The sequence below is a fragment of the Paracoccus sp. 228 genome (assembly GCF_000967825.1).
Taxonomy (GTDB): Bacteria; Pseudomonadota; Alphaproteobacteria; order Rhodobacterales; family Rhodobacteraceae; genus Paracoccus; species Paracoccus marcusii.
On the sequence record NZ_JYGY01000003.1, the window covers coordinates 601,788 to 618,202 of the forward strand.

Genomic DNA, 16,415 nt, shown 5'->3' on the forward strand with positions numbered 1-16,415 from the left:
CAAACGCCTGCGGGCGCGCCGGGGTTCAACCGCGCGGGTGCGCGGCGCGATAGACGGCCATCAGCCGCGCGTCGTCCACCCCGGTATAGACCTGGGTGGTCGACAGGCTGGCATGGCCCAAAAGTTCCTGGATCGTGCGCAGATCGCCGCCCGCGGACAGAAGATGCGTGGCAAAGCTGTGGCGCAGGGCATGGGGCGTCGCGCTGGCCGGCAGGCCGATGGCCGCGCGGGCCTGGCGCATCGCGGCCTCGACCGCGCTGGCGGTCAGGCGGCCGCCGCGGATGCCGCGAAACAGCGGCGCGTCGGTGCGGTGCCCCCAGGGGCACAGGCGCAGATAGGTCGCGATCGCGTCGCGGGCCACCGGCAGGACCGGCACCTGCCGTTCGCGCCCGCCCTTGCCGCGGATAATCAGCCCTTCCGGAAAGGGCCAGTCCGCCCCCTCCAGCGCCAGCGCCTCGGAGATGCGCAGCCCCGACCCCCACAGCAGGGTCAGCACCGCCAGGTCGCGCGCGCCCACCCAGGGGGTTGCGTGATCGGCCACGCGGTCCAGCGTGTCCTGGGCCTGCAGGGGGGTCAGCGGGCGCGGCAGGCTGCGGCTGTATTTCGGGCTGCGGGTCGACAGGGCGGCGGACAGGTCCAGCCCCTCGCGGTCAGAGATCCAGCGCAGGAACGACCGCACCCCGGACATGCGCCGCGCCAGCGACCGCGCGCCCAGACCCCGGCCGCGTTCGGACGCGGCGAATGCGCGCATGTCGGCCTGGCGCAGGCGGGCCAGGGCCGCGGGGGGGACGGGTTCGCCCCAGTGGGCCGCGATGAACTGCAGGAACGCGACCAGGTCGGCGCGATAGGCGGTCACCGTATGGTCGGACCGGTCGCGGGCCGCGGCCTCGGTCTCCAGCCAGCGGTGCAGGGCGTCGGCCGTGGCCGGGGCCATCATCCGGGCAACCGCGCCAGCAGGGCCATGCGGAACACCTGGCCGAAGAACCGCAGCAGGTCGGTGCCATGCGCGGGCATGAACCGCGTCGGATCGCTGCTGCCCATCAGCAGTACCGTGCGCGGCCGCGCCGGACCCAGGTCCAGGGGCAGCAATGCCTCGGACGCGATGGTGCGGCCATGCAGGGGGCGGGTCACCACCAGGGCCGCGCGCAGCACGATGTCGTCGCCGCGCGGCGCCCGCCGCCCGGCGGTCAGGATGCGGTCGATGGTGCCGTGGGGGACCGCCACCGCATCGCGCGGCAGGTCCAGAGCAGGATCGTCCTCGACCACCAGGCGCAGCGTCTCGATGCGCAGCAAGGGGGCGATGTCGGTCTGCAGGGCGGCGATGAAGTCGGCCAGGTCGGCCGTCTCCAGGAGGCCCAGAACGGCACGGTGGATCACCGCCATGCCGGACTGGTTGTCATACGCGGCGGCGATCACGCTTTCATGCGTGGATTCCAGCCGGTCCAGCCGGGTTTCCAGCGCCTGCATCGCGCGGCCGCGGATGTCGATGACATTGTCGCCGACCTCGGCCTCGCGTGCGGCGACCAGGGCCCGCATCAGGTCCCGGTCGGCCAGGATCGCGCCCGGATCGGCCAGCAGCCGGTCGCGGGTTTCAGGGTCCAGCGCGTCGGTCATGCGGGTCTCTCCGGGGGGCGCGGATCAGAGGATCTTCTGGCCGGTCTGGGCCCAGTCCGCGTTGAACTGTGCCAGACCCTTGTCGGTCAGGATGTGGTTCGCCATCGACTTGATGACCGAGGGCGGCGCGGTGATCACGTCGGCGCCGATCTTGGCCGCGTCCACGATGTGGTTCACCGTGCGGATCGATGCCGCCAGGATCTCGGTCTCGTAGCCGTAGTTGTCATAGATCTCGCGGATGTCGGCGATCAGGTCCATGCCGTCCAGGTGGATGTCGTCCAGGCGCCCGATGAACGGGCTGATGAAGGTCGCACCCGCCTTGGCGGCCAGGATCGCCTGCGCCGGGCTGAAGCACAGCGTAACGTTCAGCTTGTGGCCCTCGTCCGACAGCACGCGGCAGGCCTTGAGGCCGTCCCAGGTCAGCGGCACCTTGATGCAGACGTTCGGCGCGATCTTGGCCAGGTGGCGGCCTTCGGCGATCATGTCGTCGGCCTTCTCGGCCACGACCTCGGCGCTGACGGGACCCTCGACCATGGCGCAGATCTCGGCCGTGACCTCGGCGATGGCGCGGCCGGATTTCAGGATCAGCGACGGGTTGGTGGTGACGCCATCGACCATGCCCAGGTCGTTCAGCTCCTTGATCGCGGCGATATCGGCGGTGTCGACAAAGAATTTCATGGCGCGTCTCCTCAGGGTGCGTTTGTCTGGGTGATACTGCAGATGGGGGCGGGCGGGAAGGGGCACAACCCATGCGGGGGCTTGCAACCGACGCGCGGCCCCGTCTTTATCGCGCCATCATGACCCCGCCCGAATTCTTTCCCCCCCGCGCCCGCATCGCGGTGCTGACCGCCGAGACGGTCGGCGTGCTGGACTATCTGGCACCCGACGAGGGCGTGCGCCAGGGACAGCTGGTGCTGGTGCCCCTGGGGCCGCGCCGGGTGCTTGGGCTGGTCTGGGGGCCGGGCAAGGGCGATTTCGACCTGGCCAAGCTGCGCGCCGTCGCCCGCGTGCTGGACGCACAGCCCTTCGACGCGCGGTTCCTGGATTTTCTGACACGGGCGGCGGAATACACGCTGACGCCGCTGCCGCTGATGCTGCGCATGGCCACGCGCGCGCCCGACATCGACCAGCCGCCGGCCGCACGGCGGATCATCGTGCCCGGATCGGGCCAGCCCGGTCGCGCGACCGAGGCGCGGACCCGCGTGCTGCAGGTCATGGCCGATCACGGCGGGGCCAGCTTTGCGGCATCGGAACTGGCACAGCTGGCGGGCGTCGGCACGTCGGTGGTCAAGGGCCTGGTCGCCAGCGGTGCCCTGGCCGAGATCGAGGCACCGCGCGATCTGCCCTATCCCACGCTGGACCCCACGCGGCCGGGCAAGCCCCTGGCCCCCGATCAGCAGGCGGCGTCCGACACGCTGCGTGGCGCGATCCGGGCGGGCGGTTACGGCACCACGCTGCTGCGCGGGGTCACCGGGTCGGGCAAGACCGAGGTGTATCTGGAGGCCGTGGCGGAATGCCTGGCGCAGGGGCGGCAGGCGCTGGTCCTGTTGCCGGAAATCGCGTTGTCGGCCGAGTTCCTGGACCGGGTCGAGGCGCGGTTCGGCGCGCGGCCCGGCGAATGGCACAGCGGCATCACCCGTACCGAACGCCGCCGGCTGTGGCACATGGCCGGACGCGGTCAGGTCGGGCTGGTCGTGGGCGCGCGTTCGGCGCTGTTCCTGCCCTTTGCCGATCTGGGCCTGATCGTCGTCGATGAGGAGCATGACGGCAGCTACAAGCAGGAGGACGTCGTCTATTACAGCGCCCGCGACATGGCGGTGCTGCGCGCCTCCATCAACCGCGCGCAGGTGGTGCTGGCCTCGGCCACGCCGTCTCTGGAAAGCTGGGTGAACGCTGCGACCGGGAAATACGCGCGCCTGGACCTGCGGTCCCGCTATGGCGAGGCCGAGCTGCCGCAGATGGCCGCCATCGACCTGCGCGCCGAGGCGATGGAGCAGGGGCGCTGGATCTCTCCGACGCTGGCGCAGGCGGTGACCGACCGGCTGGCCAAGGGGGAACAGTCCCTGATCTTCCTGAACCGGCGCGGGTTTGCGCCGGTCACCGTCTGCCGCGCCTGCGGCGAGCAGATCGGGTGCCATCAATGCGATGCGCGGATGGTGGAACACCGGTTCCAGAACCGCCTGGTCTGCCACCAATGCGGAGAGACGCAGCCCATCCCCACCGCCTGTCCCAGCTGCGGGGTCGAGGGAAAGCTGGCGCCCATCGGCCCCGGCGTCGAGCGCATCGCCGAGGAGGTCGCGGCGCGGTTCCCCGATGCCAAGGCCACCGTGCTGTCCTCGGACCTGTTCCATTCCGCCCGCGCGCTCAAGGAGACCATCGCCCAGATCTCCGAAGGCGACACGGACATCATCATCGGCACGCAGATCGTGGCCAAGGGGCACAACTTTCCCCGCCTGACGCTGGTCGGCGTGGTCGATGCCGATCTGGGCCTGCAGGGGGCCGATCTGCGCGCGGCGGAACGCAGCTTTCAGCTGATGCGCCAGGTGGCCGGGCGGGCCGGGCGGCAGTCGGGGGCGGCGCCGGGGGTTGCGCTTCTGCAGACGCACCAGCCCGACCACGCGGTGATCCGGGCGATCCTGTCAGGCCAGGACGAGACGTTCTGGGATGCCGAGGCCGCGGGCCGTCAGGCGGCGGGCATGCCGCCCTTCGGCAGACTGGCGGGGATCATCCTGTCCCATCCGGACCTGGGCACGGTTGCCGATTTCGCGCGCCATCTGGCCGGTCTGGCCACCCCCCTGGCCGAGGTCGGGGCCGAACTGTGGGGGCCGGCGCCTGCGCCCATCGCGCGGGTGCGGGGACGCCACCGCATGCGCATGCTGATCCGCGCGCCGCGTCAGGCGCCGCTGCAGGCGGCGATCGCCGATTGGCTGGCGGGGGTCAAGCTGCCCACGAACATGCGCCTGTCCGTGGACATCGACCCGCAAAGCTTTCTGTGATCAGTTCTTCAGCACGATGCAGCGCCCGCCAAGCGACTTGAACCGGTTGCAGAACCGCGTGGCCTCGTCGCGTGACGAATAGCCGACCTGCGCGGTGAAGACGGCGCGCGGCATGCTGTTCAGCCGCTTGCGGACATAGCCCACCCGCGCCCCGTCGGTCAGGATCGGCCGCAGGGTGCGGTTCAGCCGCGCGACCTGCTGGGCCGCGCCCGCCTGGCTGGGATGGCTGGCCACGACCACGCCCCAGGGCATCGCCGGGGGCTGGGTGTTGAACTCGCGCAGCGACCGCTCGCCGGCCATCCGCTCGCAGGCCGGGCGAAAGGCCTGGTCGTCGGCCAGGGCCAGCTTGACCTCCTGCTGGGGCGGGGGGTTGTCGCGCCAGCGATGCGCGCTGAACCCGGTGATCGATTCGACATAGTCGACCGTCTCATAGGGCAGGGTCGTGGCCTGCGCGATGAACCGCGCAGCGCGGTTCTCTCCGCCGTTATAGGCGACGGCGGCCAGGCCGATATTGCCGAACCGGTCGCGCAGCTGGCCCAGATACCACGCGGCCTTGGAAATGGCCTGGGCCGGGTTGAACGGATCGTCCAGCCAATACAGATCGGCCGTGCCCGGCATGAATTGCGCGATGCCAAGCGCGCCCGCCGGGCTGACGGCAGAGGGTTCGAACCGGCTCTCCTTCCACAGCAGGCGCGCCAGGAAGGCCGGGTCCAGCCCGTGATCGGCGGCATTGCGCTCGATCAGCTTGCAGACATCCGCGGCATAGCTGTCGCGCGCGATGCAGTCGCGCCCGTCATCGCTGCAGCGCAGGTCTTCGGACGTGCGGGGCGGGGGCAGGCCGTGGGCGGCGTCGATGGCGGGGCGCGCGGATAGGGGCGCGGCCACGCAGAACAGCGCCACGAGGGCGGCACCAAGATGTCTGAAAAGGGTCATCATCGCGACGGGCCGTTCATCTGCCCGCGCCCGGTGCGCGGGCGGATGATCACTTGGACTTCTTCGACTTGGATTTCTTGGCGGGCTTGGTCTCGGCCGACTTCGCCTTTGCGGGCTTGTCTTTGCCGTCCTTGGCGGGCTTGGCGCTTTTGCGCGCGGCCTTGGCCTCGGGGCTCTCGGCCTGACGTTCGGCCTTGCGGGCGGCGCGGCGCGCGGTCTTGGCGGCCTCCTTCTCGGCGGCCTTGGCGGCTTTGGCCTCGGCCTTCTGGGCCTGCTTGGCGGCCTGGCGCTCCGCCTTGCGGGCGGCCTTGGCTTCTTCCTTCTCGACGGCCTTGGCGGCATCTTTCTGGGCCTTGCGGGCCGCCTGCTTGGCGGATTTCTGCGCCTTGTCGTCGCCTGCAGTCGCGGTGGTCGCGGGCTCTGTCACGGCGTCGGCCGGGGCGGGCGCGGCCTTTGCACCGCGCTTGGGAATCCGGTGCGGTTCGGTCCGCAGGTCCGTCTTGCGCGTCTCGGCGGACTTGCGGTCGGCGGGGGTGCGCGGCACGGTCGCCTGCTTGCGCTTGGCGGTCGCGGGCTTGGCACCGGCAGGTTTGGCCGCCGCCTTGGCCGCCGTCGGCGCGGCGGAGGGGGTGCCGGGCGCGGCAAGACGGCGCTTGCGGCGTTCCATGTCGGTCCGGCGCAGGGCCGCGCGCAGCATCTCGGCCGGGGCCGGGTCGCCCTCGGCGGTCGTCGCCTCGGCCCGCGCGGCGCGCAGCGCATCGATCAGCGTCAGCAACGCCGCATCGTCCAGCGCCCCAAGCGCGGGATGGCGGCTCTGTTCGGCCAGCGTCAGTTGATCGGGGTTGAGCAGTTCCTGTTCGCGCTTGGCATAATTCGGCATTCGCGGGACCCTTGGCGGACGGATGATGTGTTCGGCAGGACTGTGCGCAGGAATCGGCGCGTTTGCAATTGGAAAGGGCCCCGGTCGCAACCGGAGCCCCCTGATCTTTTCGCAGGCGTGGCCGCCCCGTTACCGGGAGGGCACGGCGCTTTCGACCGGAGAGACGAAGCCCGCATCCGTGGCGAACGGATCGCTGACCAGCGACGGCTGGACCGAGGTCGCGGCCGGCACCGCCGTCATTGCGGCATAGGGATCGGTGAACCCCGTCGGCACGGCAGATTCGACCGGCGCGGATGCGACCATCGCGGTCTGCATCGGCGCGGATGCGACCTGCGCGGTCGCGGCCGGGTCGGCCGTCGGCTGCACCGCGGCGGCGGGCACGACATAGCCTTCGGGCGTTTCCTGCATCGGGCCTTCCATCGCGACGCTTTCGGCCTGCGAACGGACGATCACCTCGGTTCCCGTGGGGATCTGTTCGAACAGGTCGATGACGTCCTGGTTGAACATCCGGATGCAGCCCGCCGACGTGGCCTTGCCGATGGACGAGGGGTCCAGCGTGCCGTGGATGCGGTAATAGGTGTCGACGCTGCCCTGGTACAGGTACAGCGCGCGTGACCCCAGGGGGTTCTGCATGCCGCCGGGCAGGCCGCCCGCGAACTGGCCGTAAAGCTGGGGTTCGGTCCGCAGCATGTTGTCGGTCGGGCGCCAGCTGGGCCAGGCCGCCTTGCGCGCGATCGTGGCGCGACCTTCGAAGGTCAGGCCCGCGCGCCCCACCGCCACGCCGTACCGCATCGCCTGGCCGCCGGGCTGCACGTGATAGAGGACGCGTGCATAGGGGTCGACGACGATGGTGCCGGGGGCCTCGGTGCCGTTATAGGACACCAGCTGGCGGGTGTTGCGGTCGTTCAAATAGGCAGCGCGGACGGCCGCGATGGGAATCGGCTCTCCGTCCGGGCCGCGGTCGGTGCGGGCCTTGTAGATCTCGGGGATCTCGACCGGCTGCTGGGCGGTGGGGGTCGTGGTCTCTTGCGAGGGACCGCAGGCCGCCAGCCCCAGGGCCAGCGCCGCGAAAAGGGAAGCGAGGCGCATCGTTGCTTGTTCCTTGTTCATCGTCGGTCGCGCCGGCAGAGGCGGTTCCGAGGCAGCATCTGTTCTGTTGCGCCGCAGGGCGGGCGCGATTCGCATGTTCTTCCATGAGGCCGCCCGCCGATCCGCGTCAACCCCGAGCCACCCTCGACGGGGTCCGTGCCGCGTCTGCGCCCGATCTCTGTGGCGCTACGGCGTCAGGTGGATCACCTTTATGCGCCTAATGAACAACTTGGCGTGTCTTCGGGTTTCATGTGCAGGCGAAAACTTTGCGGCGATCGGGCGGGCGCCGGCGTTGCGGGTTCGCGGGTGCCCGCCTAGGCTGACCGCGATGCCCGCCGCAGGAAAGGCCGATCCGTGACCCCTTCGACAGACCCGACCACCGTCCCCGCCCGGACCGGCGCGCTGGCGCCGCTGGGCTATCGCGACTTTCGCCTGCTGTGGAGCGCGACGCTGGTGTCGAATTTCGGCGGCCTGGTGCAGGCCGTGGGCGCGGCCTGGCTGATGACCCAGCTGACCGACAGCGCCACGCTGATCGCGCTGGTGCAGGCCTCGAACACGCTGCCGATCATGCTTCTGGCGATCGGGGCGGGGGCGCTGGCCGACATCTTTGACCGCAAGACGTTGCTGATGGGCGCGCTCATCTTCATGGCGGTGGTGTCGCTGGCCCTGGCCGCGGTGGCCTGGACGGGGGGGCTGACGCCATGGCTGCTGCTGGGCTTCACCTTCCTGCTGGGGGCGGGGCAGGCGGTTTATAACCCGCCCTGGCAGGCCAGCATGGGCGATCTGGTCGACCGGAAGGACCTGCCCGCGGCGGTCAGCCTGAATTCCGTGGGCTTCAACCTGATGCGCAGCGTGGGGCCCGCGGCGGGCGGCCTGATCGTGGCCACGCTGGGCGCGTCGGCTGCCTTTGCGGTCAACGCCATCAGCTATCTGCCGCTGCTAGGGGCGATGTCGCAATGGAAGCCCAAGCTGGCGCCGCGCATCACCACGCCAGAGCCGTTCATGGCCGCGATGGGGGCAGGCCTGCGCTATGTCGCGCTGTCGCCCAACCTGCTGCGGGTGATGTCGCGGGGCGCGCTATTCGGCTTTGCCGCCATCGCCGTGCTGGCGCTGCTGCCGCTGGTCGCCAAGAGCCACCCCGAGGGGGGGTCGCTGCTGTTTGGCGGCCTGCTGGGATGCTATGGCGTCGGCGCGATCGGCGGGGCGCTGCTGAACCCTCGCATCCGCGCCCGGCTGAACAACGAGAACGTCGTGCGCATGGCCTTTGCGGGCTTTGCGGTCTCGGCCCTGGTCCTGGGCCAGACCCAGTCGGTCTGGCTGCACGCGGCGGCGATGCTGCCTGCGGGGGCGTCCTGGGTGCTGGCGCTGTCGCTGTTCAACGTGACGGTGCAGCTGTCCACGCCGCGCTGGGTCGTGGCCCGCGCGTTGGCGCTGTACCAGATGGCGACCTTCGGCGGCATGGCGGCGGGCGCCTGGATCTGGGGCATGGTGGCGGGCACGCAGGGCCTTGATGCGGCGCTGACGGCCGCCGGGGGCGTGCTGCTGCTGGGGGCCGCGATCGGGTTCTGGCTGCGGGCGCCCGAATTCGGGGCGGTCGATCTGGACCCGGTGAACCGCTTCCGCGAGCCCGCGCTGATGCTGGACCTGCGGGGGCGGTCGGGGCCGATCATGGTGATGGTCGATTACCGCATCGACCAGGCCGATGTGCCGGAATTCCTGCGCCTGATGCAGCGGCGGCGCAACATCCGCAGGCGGGACGGGGCGCGCAACTGGTCGCTGCTGCGCGACCTGGAGCATCCCGACCAGTGGAGCGAAAGCTATCACATCGCGACCTGGGACGAATATGTCCGCCACAACCTGCGCCGCACCAAGTCGGATGCCGAGGTCGCGGTGGCCCTGCGCGCGCTGCACCAGGGCGACACCGACCCGCTGGTCCACCGCATGATCGAGCGTCACACTGTCGGTCCCCAGGACGACGTACCCCTGGTGGGCAAGATCGAGATCCCCTGACGGATCGTTTCCCTCTCGCCCGCACGCGCGGGTTGTGCCAGATCTGGGGCGACCCGTGGCACGAAAGGGCCGGCCGATGATCAGACTTGTCCTGTTCCTGGCGTTGATGCTGCCCGCCGCGGTGCAGGCCGGGCCCTGGCCGCGCGAGGCTGGGCGGACCTTCCTGTCGCTGTCGGGGGAACGCAATCGCGCGGACAGCAGCTATGCCTCGGCCTATGCCGAATACGGGCTGACGCCGCGCACTACGCTGGGGATGGAACTGGGCCGCGCCGACCAGGCGGAGACCAGCGCCATCCTGTAGCTGCAGCGCGCGCTGGACGACGGTCAGGGGCCGAACCGCTTTGCGATGCAATCGGGCGCGGGGGTGATCCGGCGGGACGACCTTACCCTGCCGGTGGTCCAGGGCGCGCTGTCCTGGGGGCGCGGTTTCGACCGGGGCTGGATCACCGCGCAGGTGCTGGCCAAGATGACCGGCAGCGCGCCGGACCCGCGCGCGCCCATGCGCCCGTCCTTTGCCGCCAGCTTCCTGACCGCCAAACGGGTGATCAAGACCGATGTGACCCTGGGCCTGCGTCCGCGTGACGGGCTGATGGTCATCAACAGCCTGTGGCTGGAGCACCACCAGGACGAGGAATATTCCGCCCGTCTGATGTCGTCGCTGGTCTTCGACGTGCCCGGCCCGGTCAAGGTGGAACTGGGCATGGTCAATCCCCTGTCCGGCCCGTCCGAACAGGCCGTCCGGCTGGGCACCTGGCTGGAGTTCTGAAACCTACAGCCGGTCGCGCCAGCGGTTCACCAGGGGATAGCGGCGGTCCAGCCAGAAGGCGCGGGTCGAGATGCGCGGCCCCGGTGCGGCCTGATACCGCTTCCATTCGCTGACATAGAGCAGCTTTTCCACCTGCCGCACCGTGTCCGCATCGAACCCCCGCGCGACCAGGTCGGCCAGCGACAGATCCTGTTCCACCAGCCCGTCCAGGATCGCGTCCAGAACCTCATAGGGCGGCAGGCTGTCGTCGTCGCGCTGGTCGGGGCGCAGTTCGGCCGACGGCGGCTTGGTGATGATCCGCTGGGGGATCACCTCTCCGGGCGCGCCCATCATCCAGTCGCGATGGTTGGCGTTCCGCCAGCGGCAGGTCTCGAACACCCGCGTCTTGTAGAGGTCCTTGATCGGGTTATAGCCGCCCGCCATGTCGCCATAGATGGTGGCATAGCCCACCGCGACCTCGGACTTGTTGCCGGTGGTCAGCAGCATCTCGTTGAACTTGTTGGACAGCGCCATCAGCATCACGCCGCGCAGGCGGGACTGGATGTTCTCCTCGGTGATGTCGGGCTGGGTGCCCTCCATCAGATGCGCCAGTGCGCCGCCCACCGCGTCGCGCGCCCCATCGATGCGCACGGTGTCCAGCCGCGCGCCAAGCCGCGTCGCGCAATCGGCCGCGTCCTCCAGGCTGGCTTGGGAGGTGTATTCCGACGGCAGCATCATGCAGCGCACGTTTTCCGGCCCGATCGCGTCGCAGGCGATGGTGGCGACCAGCGCGCTGTCGATGCCCCCCGACATGCCCAGCAGCACCTTGCGGAACCCCGACTTGCGCAGATAGTCGCGCAGGCCCAGCATCATCGCATGGTAATCCTGCTCCCACGCGTCGGGTTGGGGCGCCATCAGGCCCGGTTCGGCCTGCCAGCCATCGGGGCCGTGGGTAAAGTCGACATGCACCACCGCCTCCTGAAAGGCGGGCAGCTGCACGACCTTGTGGCCGCCGGGGTTCAGCACGAAGCTTGCCCCGTCATAAAGCTGGTCGTCCTGTCCGCCGACCATGTTCACATAGACCAAGGGCAGGCCCGTCTCGACCACGCGGCCGACCATGTGGCCCATGCGCAGGTCCAGCTTGTCGCGGTGATAGGGGCTGCCGTTCGGCACGACCAGGATCTCGGCCCCGGTCTCGGCCAGGGTCTCGGCCACGTCCGGGTACCAGCTGTCCTCGCAGATCGGGCTGCCGATGCGGGCCGCGCCGACCGGATAGGGGCCGCTGATCGGGCCGCTGTCGAACAGGCGCAATTCGTCGAACAGCTGCTTGTAGGGCAGGTGATGCTTCAGCACGCGCGCCACCAGCGCCCCGTCCCGGAACACCCACCATGCGTTGTAAAGACGGCCGCCGTCGCGCCACGGCCCGCCGATGCCGATGGCGGGACCGCCCGTCAGCGACATGCCAAGCGCCATGATCGCGTCCTCGGCCTGGGCGGTGAAGGCGGGCTTCAGCACCAGGTCCTGGGTCTGGTATCCGGTGATGAACATCTCTGGCAGGGCCAGCATGTCGGCGCCTGCATCGCGCGCCTGTTCCCAGGCATCGCGCGCGCGGGCGGCATTGCCGTCCAGGTCGCCCACGGTGGCGTTCAGCTGCCCGATGGTCAGGCGGAAACGGTCGGTCATCACGGGCACCCCGGTTGTGTGGCCCCTTGGATAGAGGATCGCCCGGCCAAGGAAAAGTCGGCCTTTGCGCATGGGTGCCTTCCGGGGTAAACCTGCGGCAAAACACCGTAAGGGGCGACAGGCGATGAAAGCGGCAATCGGAACGGCCTTGGCATTGGCGATCTGGGCAGGCCCTGCGGCCGCCCAGGTCATCACCAAGCAGTACGACGATGGCGGCGTCTACGAAGGCACCTTCCGCAACGGGCTGCAGCACGGCCAGGGCAGCTATGTCCTGCCCAACGGCTATCGCTACGAGGGGGACTGGGTCGAGGGCCAGATCATGGGCCAGGGCCGCGCCGCGTTTCCCAACGGGTCCGTCTATGAGGGCCAGTTCGCGGGCGGCAAGCCGCATGGCCAGGGCAAGATCACCTATGCCGACGGCGGCACCTACGAAGGCGCCTGGGCCGAGGGAGAGATCACCGGGCAGGGCGTCGCCCGCTATGCCAACGGGTCCGTCTACGAGGGTCAGTTCGTCAGCGGCCTGCATCAGGGGCGCGGCGTGCTGACCCAGGCCAACGGCTATCGCTACGAGGGCGACTGGAACGCCGGCGTCAAGGAGGGGCAGGGCAAGATCACCTATCCCGACGGCGCCACCTATGAGGGCGCGATGCTGGCCGGCCAGCGCGCGGGCCAGGGCAAGCTGGTGATGTCGGACGGGCTGACCTACGAGGGGGTCTGGGCAGCGGGCCAGATGTCCGGGTCGGGGGTGCTGGTCCAGCCGACGGGCGATCGGTACGATGGCCAGATGCAGGGCGGGCGCCGGCAGGGCAAGGGTGTCGCGACCTATGCCAACGGCGACGTCTATGACGGCGATTTCGCCGATGACCGCCGCCACGGCCAGGGCACGTTCACCGGCGCGGACGGCTACGTCTATGTCGGCGAATGGTCCGAAGGCCGCATGGAGGGCCGCGGCCAGATCACCTATCCCGACGGGTCCGTCTATCTGGGCCAGATGCGCGCCGACCGGCCCGACGGCACCGGCAAGATCACCTATGCCGACGGCTCGACCTATGAGGGCCAGTGGTCCGAGGGCGTGATCGAGGGCGAGGGCAAGGCCAGCTATGCCAACGGCATGGTCTATGAGGGGGGCTTTCGCAACGCGCGCAACGACGGGCAGGGGCGCATGTCCTATCCCGACGGCTATGTCTATTCCGGTGCCTGGAAGGACGGCCAGCGCCACGGCGAGGGGCAGGCCACCTATCCCGACGGCACGGTCTATACCGGCAGCTTCGTGGACGGGCTGCGCGAGGGCCAGGGCCGCCTGACCACGCCCGACGGGTTCATCTATGAAGGCGGCTGGAAGGCGGGAGAGATCGACGGCACCGGCGTCGCGACCTATGGCAACGGCGACCGGTACGAGGGCACCTTTGCCGCGGGCAAGCGCCAGGGGCAGGGCGTCATGCGCTATGCCACCGGCCAGATCGCGTCGGGCGAATGGCAGGACAACCGCCTGATCGAGGCCGACCAGGGATCGACCGACATGGCCCCCACCGAAGACGCGCCCGACCTGCCGGCCGAGGCCCCGTGACCGCGTTCCGCCGCGCCACCGCGGCCGACCTGCCCGCGATCCTTGCCCTGCTGGCCGACGATCCGCTAGGCGCAGGGCGAGAGGACCCGGCTGATGCCGCGCGGTATCGTGCGGCCTTCGACCTGATCGACGCCGATCCGGCGCAGCTGCTGGCCGTGGCGCAGGACGGGGACCGGGTAGTCGGCACCCTGCAACTGACCTTCATCCCGGGGCTGGCGCGCAGCGGCGCACTGCGTGGCCAGATCGAGGCGGTGCGCGTCGCCCGCAGCCACCGTGGCGCGGGCCTGGGCCGGGCGATGATGGACTGGGCCATCGCGGAATGCCGGGCACGGGGCTGCGCGCTGGTGCAGCTGACGACGGACCGGTCACGCAAGGATGCGCACCGGTTCTATGACGGGCTGGGCTTCGTCCCGTCGCATGTCGGATACAAGCTGGCGCTGGACTAGCGGGCGTCGTCGTTCGAAAACAGGCCGGTCAGCGCGCGGCTGACCAGGTTTCCGACCTTGGGCCGGGGCTGGGACAGGAACGGCAGCGGGCGGCACACCTCCATCGCGGCGATGCCCACGCGGGCGGTCAGCGCGCCGTTCACCAACCCTTCGCCGAAACGGCGCGACAGCTTGGCCAAAATGCCGCCCCCCGCCATCGTGTGGATTAGGTCGTCCCCGGCCGCCACCGCGCCGGTGGCGATCAGATGCGTCATCACCGTCCGCGCCAGGCGCCAGCCGCCGACGGCACCGGCGCGCCCGCCATAGATCTCGGCCATGCGGCGGATCATGCGCAGGTTCGCGGCCAGGGCGGCCGCCACGTCGGCCAGGGCCAGCGGGACCAGCGCGGTCGTCGCGGCGACCGTCCGGGCGGCGGCCTCGATCTCGCGGCGCGCCTGCTGGTCCAGCCCGGCCAGCAGCTCCGTCTCGGCCAGGGTCAGCAGGGCCTGGGCGTCAAAGGTCTCGGCCCGGCGGTCGGCCAGGCGCTGACGCTGCCACTCCATCTCGGGGCGCTTGGCATAGAGGGCGACCAGGCCGTCGGCGACCGCCTTGGCCTGATCCAGGCTTTCGGCGGCCAGGGCGGCACCGGCCTGCCGCTGCAGCGCGTCGATCCTGGCCATCCGCCGCCATGCCCGCCATTCCCGCAGCGCCATCCCCAGGGCCGCGATGGTGAAGACCGCGAACAGCGTGACGGCGATCCAGCCCAGCAGCGGATAGCGGGTCATCAGCCCGTCGATGAAATCCAGCGCCATCACGCCCAGAAGGAAGGTGAACAGCGCCGCCCCGGCATTGATGAACAGCCGCGTCAGCCGCGATGGCGGGCGCCCGACCAGCCGGGCCACCATCTGCATGGTGCGCGGCTGGGGCAGCGGGGCGTCGCTGATGTCGATGGCAGGGGCATCGGCGGGGCTTGGGGCATCGTCCGCGCGGGTTTCCGTGCGGGGCGGCCGCGGCCGGGTGCCCGTATCGTCGTCCAGGGGCATCAGGACCGGGCCGCGCGGGCGTTTGGGGGCGTCTGTCACAGGCGGTCTCCGATCAGGAATTCGGCCGCGCGGTCCAGCCGGATGTGGGGCGGGCCGTCGCCCGGACGCGTGGTCAGGGGGGCGGGGGCAAAGTTCATGATCGCGTAATCGGCATCCAGCCACGCCTGCGCGCCCTGCCGTGCGGGATGCAGCAGCACCGCGGGGTCGGTGGGGAGTTCGCCCGGAAAGAACGCGGCCTGCCGCCCGTCCAGCAGGCGTCCGCGCACGGCGGGCAGGTCGCCGTCGGGCTGGGCGATCATGTCCTCGGTCGTGGCGCGCAGGGCGGCGATGGCCATCGCCTCGGTCCGGGCGCCCTGGAAATCGGCGCGGTCGCGGGCCTCGCGCAGCATGGCGGACAGGATCGCGGTCAGGCGGTTGTGCTGGGTGTGATGCAGGTGGTCGGCCTTGGTCGCGGCGAACAGGATGCGTTCGACCCGCCGCGTGCCCAGAAGCTGGCCCAGCCAGCCTGCGCGGCCGGGGCGGAAGGCCGACAGGATGTCTGCCATGGCGCGGCGCATGTCCTCGACCGCCTGGGGGCCCTGATGGATCGCGCCCAGGATGTCGACCAGCACCACCTGGCGGTCGATGCGGGCAAAGTGGTCGCGAAAGAAGGGCCGGATCACCCGCGACTTGTAGGCATCGAACCGACGGCGGAATTCGCGGCCAAGCCGCGTGGCCTGCAGGTCGGGCGGCAGGGGCGCAAAGGTCAGGGCGGGCGATCCCGCCAGCTCTCCGGGGATCAGGAACCGGCCGGGCGTGCAGTCCGACCAGCCCGCGTCGCGCGCCGCGTTCAGATGCGCGGTATAGATGTCGGCCAGCTGCTGGGCCTGCGGTTCGGTGAAGCCGTCATCGCGGGGCAGCGCCTGCAGCGCGGTCAGGAACCGGTCGGCGCCGGGGCGGCCCGCGATGCGGTCCAGCACCTCGGTCGACCATTGCGCAAAGTCGCGTTCCATCAGGCGCAGGTCCAGCAGCCATTCGCCGGGATAATCGACGATGTCCACGTGCAAGTTGCGCGCGCCGCGCAGCCCCCCGAACATGCCGCCGCCCTGCAGGCGCAGCGACAGGCGCAGCTGGCTGACGTGACGCGTGCCGTCGGGCCAGTGCGGATCGGGGCCGGTCAGCGCGGCCAGGTGGCGTTCGAAGTCGAAGCGGGGGATGGTGTCGTCGGGCTGGGGCTGCAACCACACCGCCTTGAGCCGCCCGTCGGCGGCAGCGCGCAGCGACGACATGCGCCCGCGTTCCAGAAGGTTCGCCACCAGCGAGGTGATGAACACCGTCTTGCCGGCCCGCGACAGGCCCGTCACGCCGATGCGGATCACCGGATCGGACAGGCCCAGCCCCTCCATCACGTCGCTGCGGATACCCATGTCTGCCCCTGTTCGTTTCGCGAC

Annotated in this window: 15 protein-coding genes; 6 read left to right on the plus strand and 9 right to left on the minus strand. The window is 70.4% G+C overall.

From position 1 onward, the window contains the following. Positions 1 to 25 precede the first annotated feature (25 nt). The 3 genes from SY26_RS12585 to fsa are packed head-to-tail and all read right to left on the minus strand — an operon-like array spanning position 26 to position 2,292. Positions 26 to 937, minus strand: coding sequence for a tyrosine recombinase XerC (locus SY26_RS12585; protein WP_046000759.1), 912 nt, complete (start codon positions 935 to 937; stop codon positions 26 to 28). Then, complete coding sequence (locus tag SY26_RS12590; RefSeq protein WP_045980932.1) at positions 934 to 1,614, minus strand: DUF484 family protein; 681 nt, start codon at positions 1,612 to 1,614, stop codon at positions 934 to 936. The genes SY26_RS12585 and SY26_RS12590 overlap by 4 nt, the downstream gene beginning before the upstream one ends. Before the next feature lie 24 nt (positions 1,615 to 1,638). After that, positions 1,639 to 2,292, minus strand: coding sequence for a fructose-6-phosphate aldolase (gene fsa / locus SY26_RS12595; RefSeq protein WP_046000760.1), 654 nt, complete (start codon positions 2,290 to 2,292; stop codon positions 1,639 to 1,641). Positions 2,293 to 2,411: 119 nt separating this feature from the next. On the opposite strand from fsa, the gene SY26_RS12600 reads away from it, so the two are divergent. Beyond that, a complete protein-coding gene (locus tag SY26_RS12600; RefSeq protein ID WP_046000883.1) occupies positions 2,412 to 4,610 on the plus strand; it encodes a primosomal protein N' in 2,199 nt (732 codons plus the stop codon). Here the strand turns inward: SY26_RS12600 and SY26_RS12605 are convergent, their stop codons facing one another. The 3 genes from SY26_RS12605 to SY26_RS12615 all read right to left on the minus strand — a co-directional run bounded on the left by SY26_RS12605 (position 4,611) and on the right by SY26_RS12615 (position 7,512). Beyond that, entirely contained in the window at positions 4,611 to 5,546 is a 936-nt protein-coding gene (locus tag SY26_RS12605) for a lytic transglycosylase domain-containing protein (RefSeq protein WP_232303334.1), read from the minus strand. 46 nt (positions 5,547 to 5,592) lie between these two features. Continuing rightward, on the minus strand, positions 5,593 to 6,423 hold the full coding sequence (locus tag SY26_RS19950; protein WP_052715263.1) for a hypothetical protein: 831 nt from the start codon (positions 6,421 to 6,423) through the stop codon (positions 5,593 to 5,595). Positions 6,424 to 6,552: 129 nt separating this feature from the next. After that, positions 6,553 to 7,512, minus strand: coding sequence for a L,D-transpeptidase (locus SY26_RS12615; protein ID WP_064503560.1), 960 nt, complete (start codon positions 7,510 to 7,512; stop codon positions 6,553 to 6,555). Between the two features lie 354 nt (positions 7,513 to 7,866). Here SY26_RS12615 and SY26_RS12620 point away from each other — a divergent pair, with 354 nt between their 5' ends. The 3 genes from SY26_RS12620 to SY26_RS20560 all read left to right on the plus strand — a co-directional run bounded on the left by SY26_RS12620 (position 7,867) and on the right by SY26_RS20560 (position 10,288). After that, on the plus strand, positions 7,867 to 9,522 hold the full coding sequence (locus SY26_RS12620; protein WP_046000761.1) for an MFS transporter: 1,656 nt from the start codon (positions 7,867 to 7,869) through the stop codon (positions 9,520 to 9,522). Positions 9,523 to 9,598: 76 nt separating this feature from the next. Continuing rightward, the gene (locus SY26_RS20555; protein ID WP_052715264.1) at positions 9,599 to 9,823 is read left to right on the plus strand and encodes a hypothetical protein; all 225 of its coding nucleotides are present in this window, start codon (positions 9,599 to 9,601) and stop codon (positions 9,821 to 9,823) included. A 45-nt stretch (positions 9,824 to 9,868) separates the two neighbouring features. Beyond that, positions 9,869 to 10,288: a hypothetical protein gene (locus SY26_RS20560; protein ID WP_052715265.1), complete on the plus strand. Its 420-nt coding sequence runs from the start codon at positions 9,869 to 9,871 to the stop codon at positions 10,286 to 10,288. Positions 10,289 to 10,291: 3 nt separating this feature from the next. Here SY26_RS20560 and SY26_RS12630 read toward each other — a convergent pair whose 3' ends face one another. Beyond that, positions 10,292 to 11,950, minus strand: a complete 1,659-nt coding sequence (locus SY26_RS12630) for an NAD+ synthase (RefSeq protein ID WP_046000762.1) — start codon at positions 11,948 to 11,950, stop codon at positions 10,292 to 10,294. 124 nt (positions 11,951 to 12,074) lie between these two features. Here SY26_RS12630 and SY26_RS12635 point away from each other — a divergent pair, with 124 nt between their 5' ends. After that, complete coding sequence (locus tag SY26_RS12635) at positions 12,075 to 13,517, plus strand: MORN repeat-containing protein (RefSeq protein ID WP_046000763.1); 1,443 nt, start codon at positions 12,075 to 12,077, stop codon at positions 13,515 to 13,517. Continuing rightward, complete coding sequence (locus SY26_RS12640) at positions 13,514 to 13,963, plus strand: GNAT family N-acetyltransferase (RefSeq protein ID WP_046000764.1); 450 nt, start codon at positions 13,514 to 13,516, stop codon at positions 13,961 to 13,963. Before SY26_RS12635 ends, SY26_RS12640 begins: the two co-directional genes overlap by 4 nt. Here SY26_RS12640 and SY26_RS12645 read toward each other — a convergent pair. Together SY26_RS12645 and SY26_RS12650 are read right to left on the minus strand one after the other, a co-directional pair. Further along, entirely contained in the window at positions 13,960 to 15,024 is a 1,065-nt protein-coding gene (locus SY26_RS12645) for a YcjF family protein (protein ID WP_084693825.1), read from the minus strand. The genes SY26_RS12640 and SY26_RS12645 overlap by 4 nt on opposite strands. Then, positions 15,021 to 16,391: a YcjX family protein gene (locus SY26_RS12650; protein WP_046000766.1), complete on the minus strand. Its 1,371-nt coding sequence runs from the start codon at positions 16,389 to 16,391 to the stop codon at positions 15,021 to 15,023. The genes SY26_RS12645 and SY26_RS12650 overlap by 4 nt, the downstream gene beginning before the upstream one ends. Positions 16,392 to 16,415 lie beyond the last annotated feature (24 nt).

Coding starts and splice junctions, on each gene's coding strand:
- SY26_RS12585 (WP_046000759.1), bottom strand. CDS start 937: ATGATGGCCCCGGCCACGGCCGACGCCCTGCACCGCTGGCTGGAGACC.
- SY26_RS12590 (WP_045980932.1), bottom strand. CDS start 1,614: ATGACCGACGCGCTGGACCCTGAAACCCGCGACCGGCTGCTGGCCGAT.
- fsa (WP_046000760.1), bottom strand. CDS start 2,292: ATGAAATTCTTTGTCGACACCGCCGATATCGCCGCGATCAAGGAGCTG.
- SY26_RS12600 (WP_046000883.1), top strand. CDS start 2,412: ATGACCCCGCCCGAATTCTTTCCCCCCCGCGCCCGCATCGCGGTGCTG.
- SY26_RS12605 (WP_232303334.1), bottom strand. CDS start 5,546: ATGATGACCCTTTTCAGACATCTTGGTGCCGCCCTCGTGGCGCTGTTC.
- SY26_RS19950 (WP_052715263.1), bottom strand. CDS start 6,423: ATGCCGAATTATGCCAAGCGCGAACAGGAACTGCTCAACCCCGATCAA.
- SY26_RS12615 (WP_064503560.1), bottom strand. CDS start 7,512: ATGCGCCTCGCTTCCCTTTTCGCGGCGCTGGCCCTGGGGCTGGCGGCC.
- SY26_RS20555 (WP_052715264.1), top strand. CDS start 9,599: ATGATCAGACTTGTCCTGTTCCTGGCGTTGATGCTGCCCGCCGCGGTG.
- SY26_RS20560 (WP_052715265.1), top strand. CDS start 9,869: ATGCAATCGGGCGCGGGGGTGATCCGGCGGGACGACCTTACCCTGCCG.
- SY26_RS12630 (WP_046000762.1), bottom strand. CDS start 11,950: ATGACCGACCGTTTCCGCCTGACCATCGGGCAGCTGAACGCCACCGTG.
- SY26_RS12635 (WP_046000763.1), top strand. CDS start 12,075: ATGAAAGCGGCAATCGGAACGGCCTTGGCATTGGCGATCTGGGCAGGC.
- SY26_RS12650 (WP_046000766.1), bottom strand. CDS start 16,391: ATGGGTATCCGCAGCGACGTGATGGAGGGGCTGGGCCTGTCCGATCCG.